The sequence below is a fragment of the Clostridia bacterium genome, from assembly GCA_014360065.1.
Taxonomy (GTDB): Bacteria; Bacillota; DSM-521; order Neomoorellales; family JACIYF01; genus JACIYF01.
The window spans coordinates 1-4,195 of the sequence record JACIYF010000170.1 but is presented as its reverse complement, the minus strand read 5'-3'; the positions used below and the strand labels follow the sequence as shown (position 1 = coordinate 4,195).

Below are 4,195 nucleotides of genomic sequence, written 5' to 3'. Positions count from 1 at the left end.
GCTGGCCATGAAGAAAGGAATGATGGGAGAAGCACCTGGAGGGGGTTTCTCCTTGGTGGCCATTATAACCAAAGTCTTCACATCGCCATATGTGTTTTTGGGCCTGGCCCTCTATGGGCTGAGCGCCATCCTCTGGTTGTATGTGCTTTCCAAGATCGAGCTTTCCTACGCTTATCCTCTGGTCAGCATCAGCTACATCGTGGTGCTTTTGGGTTCCTACTTTTTGTTCCAGGAATCCATCTCCTGGCCCCGGCTTTTGGGCATCGCCTGCATCTGCCTAGGGGTAATCTTCATCTCCCGCAGCTAGAAAGCTACTGGCCCAAAACCCTCTGGGGTGGGGCCCACCCCCCTCTTACACGATCTCCGCTTCTATGGCGGGAATTTTTATTTCCGAAGCAGGGAGGTAGTTTATTTTTTCAAAACCTATCACTTTTCCTGCCTCGTTTTTAACGAGGATTATTTCTTCTCCAGTCTCTTCGGAAATATATTCGCTTGCGGGATCATCAAACCACACATGGAGCGTATTGGCCGCTCGATCTATAATCACCCTTATCTTTTCCGTACCCTGGTTCCCTCCTTGACCTTCTCAGTCACATAAGCGGTTACAATAAAGCCTTCTCCATTCAGATGCTTTACTACTACCGTCATAAAGTATTTGCCTTCCGGGCGGTAGTATAAGTACACAGCAGGATCGGACTTACTTTGTCTGACTTCTGTAGGCGATCGTAAGGTTTCTATTACAGCCCGTTCCTGTCCCTTCATTCTAGGATGCTTAATAGATGTAATCCTCTGCCAGTATTCCTTTGTAATCCTTACTTTCTTGCCTAGCTTGGAAACAACTTCGAACAGAATTTTATCCTCTGCCATATTGGTCTTCCTTATGTCATCTCCCGCCGACCTAGGCCGGATACAATAAGACGACGGGTGGCGCTGCCGCTTGCGATACAGTCTATGCAGCTCAGCCTCGCCCGGCAGCTTGGCTGGGGCCCGCCTCGTTTCTCACCGCACCAACTACGCCAATAGAGCCACCATCACGCCGGCAAGCGCTATACCGGTCCCCACCACCCAGCGCAGTCTCTTCTTCGGCCACGGCCAAGGCACCTCCCCCTCTGTCCACATTCTACCATGGCCCAAGCTGGACAGCAATAAACAAAGCTCTGGGAGGAATACTGCGCCTAAGGACGAATAATCATAGCTGGGTCAAGCATCAGCAGAAACTAAGCTGAGTTCAGAATTCGGGTTCAGACTAGGTGGGAGCCAAAGCTGTGGTATACGTTTTCATGCCTCCGCTGGCCTGGCTAATATCCGGCACGGTCAAGTTCATCATCAACTTCATCCGCTTCGGCAGCGAAGCCCGGCAGCGTATGGGCAACGGCGGCTTTCCCAGCACTCACACCACCGTGATCACTGCGACCATTGTCTTGATCGGATTCCGGGAGGGTTTTGCTACTCCTATCTTTTCCCTGGGGCTAGCTTTTCTTTTGCTCACGGTAATCGATGCCATGGGCCTGCGCCGGGCGGTAGGCGCCCAGGCCGCGGTCTTAAATCGGCTGGTGACCCTACAGGCTAAAGGCAACGCCGGGCAGGTCCAAGCAGCCGCGAACCGAACACCGCTAACCCTAGCCACGCCGCCTGAGCAGCCGGACGCGGGCACTCAGCAGCCGGTTCGGCTCCGGGAGCAGCAAGGCCACACGCCGGTGGAAGTTATGGGCGGGTTGGCTTTGGGCGTCCTGCTAGGGTACTTAGGATCGCTTCTGCCATTTTAAGGGGAGTCAGCTGAGCACAAAGCCCGTAAAGTATAGGTGTCCGCCTGGGCATGAAGTTGGTCAGCCCGGTTAATCAGCGCAAGCCCACCACAAGGCCTCCTGTGACCGACCCGCTGACCGGTGGTTGTCCGTTTCCGCGATGAGTTCCCTCCCAGGTGCCCGGCACCATCAGGTGCTAGGCCAGGTTCAAGGCTTTTTTGAGTTCCCTCAAGCTGGCCACCTTGACGCTCATTTTCAGGATGGACTTCAGGGTGGAGGTGGCTTCGATCTGGTTTACGGCCTGTATGATGTCGGCATCCACCTGGCCGAAGCGTTCGCTCAGGACATCTAGAATGTCCGCCCGGAGAGCCTCGAGCCTGCCCTTTTCGATACCCTCTTGCCTGCCCCTTTCGATGCCCTCTTGCCTGCCCTTTTCGATACCCTCTTGCCTGCCTTTCTCGATCCCCTCTTGCAGGCCCTCGTTGTACCACTCCTGGACAAAGCTGGACTCCTTGATCGCGCTGGGGTATTCTTTGGCCAGAACTTTCAAGCTACGGTCAATGAGCTGGGATGGCAACTGGGTTTCTCCTCCGTATGGTGCTGGTCTTGGAATGATTATAACATGGGGGTGAGGAAGGGGGAATAGGGCTGGGGCCTTCTTCCATCCGTTTCCCGCCATTCCCAGGCGCCCGGCACCGTTGGGTCCCGGCCCAAGAGGTAGTCAAGGCGACCCGGTTAATCCGGCCCCTGCTGGAAGAAAAGGAGGAAATATCTGCCTGGAAGCGAATAATAAGCAACAGAATAATTTGTAAGCAGAAGCGAGCGGCAACAGCACCAAGTAACAAAGTACTTCAGAGCGGGCGGCAACGGAAAACGTCAGGCAATAGCGATGGAGTAAGAAACAATAGCAAGTGATAGTAGCCGACAAAAGCAAAGCATGGCCGGAGCAGTCGATTCACCACCGGGCGCCACAAAGAGGTAGCGGGAGCAGGCGAGATAGGAGGCACAGGGCCAAGCCTGTGGTCGTGGCCACCCCGAGGCGAGGTGCAAGAGATTACCGGCGGGAGTGAGGGAGATGGCCCAAATGTGGATGCGGACCCGGGCTCTTTTGGCTAGGCCCTGGTGGGTTCCCCCCATGATCCTTTTCATCGCTTTTGTGGTAGTGCAGTTCGCCCTCCGCGGGCAGGATGAACGCCTGGATTGGGCCCGGTGGCTTTTAGGACCGCCCGTCATCATCTCCGCCGTTGCCATGGGGCCTATCTTGTCCTGCCGGAAGCGGATAACCTGGCAAAATGCCTTGGCCGGCTTTTTGCTTTCGCTGGTTTTTCTGGGGTTGGCCCTCTACTTCATCCCCCTCTGGGCAGGCCACGGCTGTTGGGCCCCGGATCTAGCTACCCTTTTTATCTACCTTCTCACCGGGATAGTTCTCGCGGTGGTCACCGCTGTCGCGCTGGGGCGCGGCGAGGAGTCCTGGTTATTGACTTTGGTGCGCCGTGCCGCCGGCCCTTTCTTGCTAGCTGCCATCATACTAACGGGCCTGGTATTTGCCGTTTCTGGCCCCGTTCGTTTCCCTCCCCCTACCGATACCAAGCCAAGCATCGTCTGGAAGTTTACCCATCGGGAAGTTTTCTGGACCCGGTGGGCACCGCGCCTCGGCTGGGCTTACGCCACTGGGGCCAGTTATGCCCCCGCCCCCATTGGCTTGGGCCCAGATCTCTTGGCCTTCATTGGCCGGGCCGACCGGTTGGATATTCTTGACCCCACCACCGGGGCAAGAAAGCTGTCCATAGGGGGGCTGCCGGTACAGATGCCGTCCGGGCCCGCTGCTACCGCTGCCAACGAATGGCAAAGACCATTGGTGGGCGGCGGGCACATTTTGTTGCCAAAGGATTCACTAACAACCATATTGGTCGACCTCCAGTCCCGATCTTTGCGCCCCATCGATTTGCCCGAACGCCTGCAGGTGGTGGCAATGGCAACGGCCGGCGAGAGGGGATTCTACGTCCTGCGCTCAGATGGGGTAGACCTGATGGGCTGGGATGGAAAACTGATCTGGTCTTTTCGGCCTCCCGCCCAGGCGCCTCCCAGGGAAGAGAATCTGCTGGAGATACGCCCCTATTCGACCCGAATGAGCCCATGGCAACTGGCAACATGCGGCCAGAGCCTTATCGGCGTACAGCCGGAAGCTCTCTACTCCCTCGACCCCGAGACCGGAAGGTCAAAATGGGTTCGCTTCCCGCAGGGCAAGTTCTCGGGGATACTGGTCTCTCCCGATGGCAAGACAGTCTATGCCGCCGATGCTTGGTACGGTGGCCGGCAGATCCGGGCCTATACTTCCGCCGGCGAGCTGCTCTGGACCTCCCCGCTCCCGGCCGGGTGCCAACAGTTGGAGTGGCAGGTTTTCGATTCCGGCCTAGCCCTAGCTCCTGACCCAGCCACCAGCAACAAGG

7 protein-coding genes are annotated in these 4,195 nt (G+C 56.9%); 3 read left to right on the top strand and 4 right to left on the bottom strand.

All coding sequences use genetic code 11. The features are described from left to right. Positions 1–307, top strand: a 307-nt coding sequence (locus H5U02_14340; protein MBC7343601.1) for an EamA family transporter, incomplete at its 5' end; no start/stop codon positions are given. Between the two features lie 45 nt (positions 308–352). Here the strand turns inward: H5U02_14340 and H5U02_14335 are convergent. The 3 genes from H5U02_14335 to H5U02_14325 all read right to left on the bottom strand — a co-directional run bounded on the left by H5U02_14335 (position 353) and on the right by H5U02_14325 (position 1,096). After that, a complete protein-coding gene (locus tag H5U02_14335) occupies positions 353–553 on the bottom strand; it encodes a DUF2283 domain-containing protein (GenBank protein MBC7343600.1) in 201 nt (66 codons plus the stop codon). Then, positions 550–867: a DUF4258 domain-containing protein gene (locus H5U02_14330; protein ID MBC7343599.1), complete on the bottom strand. Its 318-nt coding sequence runs from the start codon at positions 865–867 to the stop codon at positions 550–552. The genes H5U02_14335 and H5U02_14330 overlap by 4 nt, the downstream gene beginning before the upstream one ends. Positions 868–958: 91 nt before the next feature. After that, on the bottom strand, positions 959–1,096 hold the full coding sequence (locus H5U02_14325) for a hypothetical protein (protein MBC7343598.1): 138 nt from the start codon (positions 1,094–1,096) through the stop codon (positions 959–961). A 184-nt stretch (positions 1,097–1,280) separates the two neighbouring features. Here H5U02_14325 and H5U02_14320 point away from each other — a divergent pair, with 184 nt between their 5' ends. Then, entirely contained in the window at positions 1,281–1,766 is a 486-nt protein-coding gene (locus H5U02_14320; GenBank protein ID MBC7343597.1) for a divergent PAP2 family protein, read from the top strand. 175 nt (positions 1,767–1,941) lie between these two features. On the opposite strand, the gene H5U02_14315 is transcribed toward H5U02_14320, so the two are convergent. After that, the gene (locus tag H5U02_14315) at positions 1,942–2,322 is read right to left on the bottom strand and encodes a hypothetical protein (GenBank protein MBC7343596.1); all 381 of its coding nucleotides are present in this window, start codon (positions 2,320–2,322) and stop codon (positions 1,942–1,944) included. A gap of 507 nt (positions 2,323–2,829) precedes the next feature. Between H5U02_14315 and H5U02_14310 the strand changes: the two genes are divergently transcribed. Beyond that, on the top strand, positions 2,830–4,195 hold a 1,366-nt coding region (locus H5U02_14310; protein MBC7343595.1), incomplete at its 3' end, for a hypothetical protein.

Bases quoted from the DNA above. Each gene is read 5' to 3' on its own strand.
- H5U02_14330 (MBC7343599.1), bottom strand. From the start codon at position 867: ATGGCAGAGGATAAAATTCTGTTCGAAGTTGTTTCCAAGCTAGGCAAG.
- H5U02_14320 (MBC7343597.1), top strand. From the start codon at position 1,281: ATGCCTCCGCTGGCCTGGCTAATATCCGGCACGGTCAAGTTCATCATC.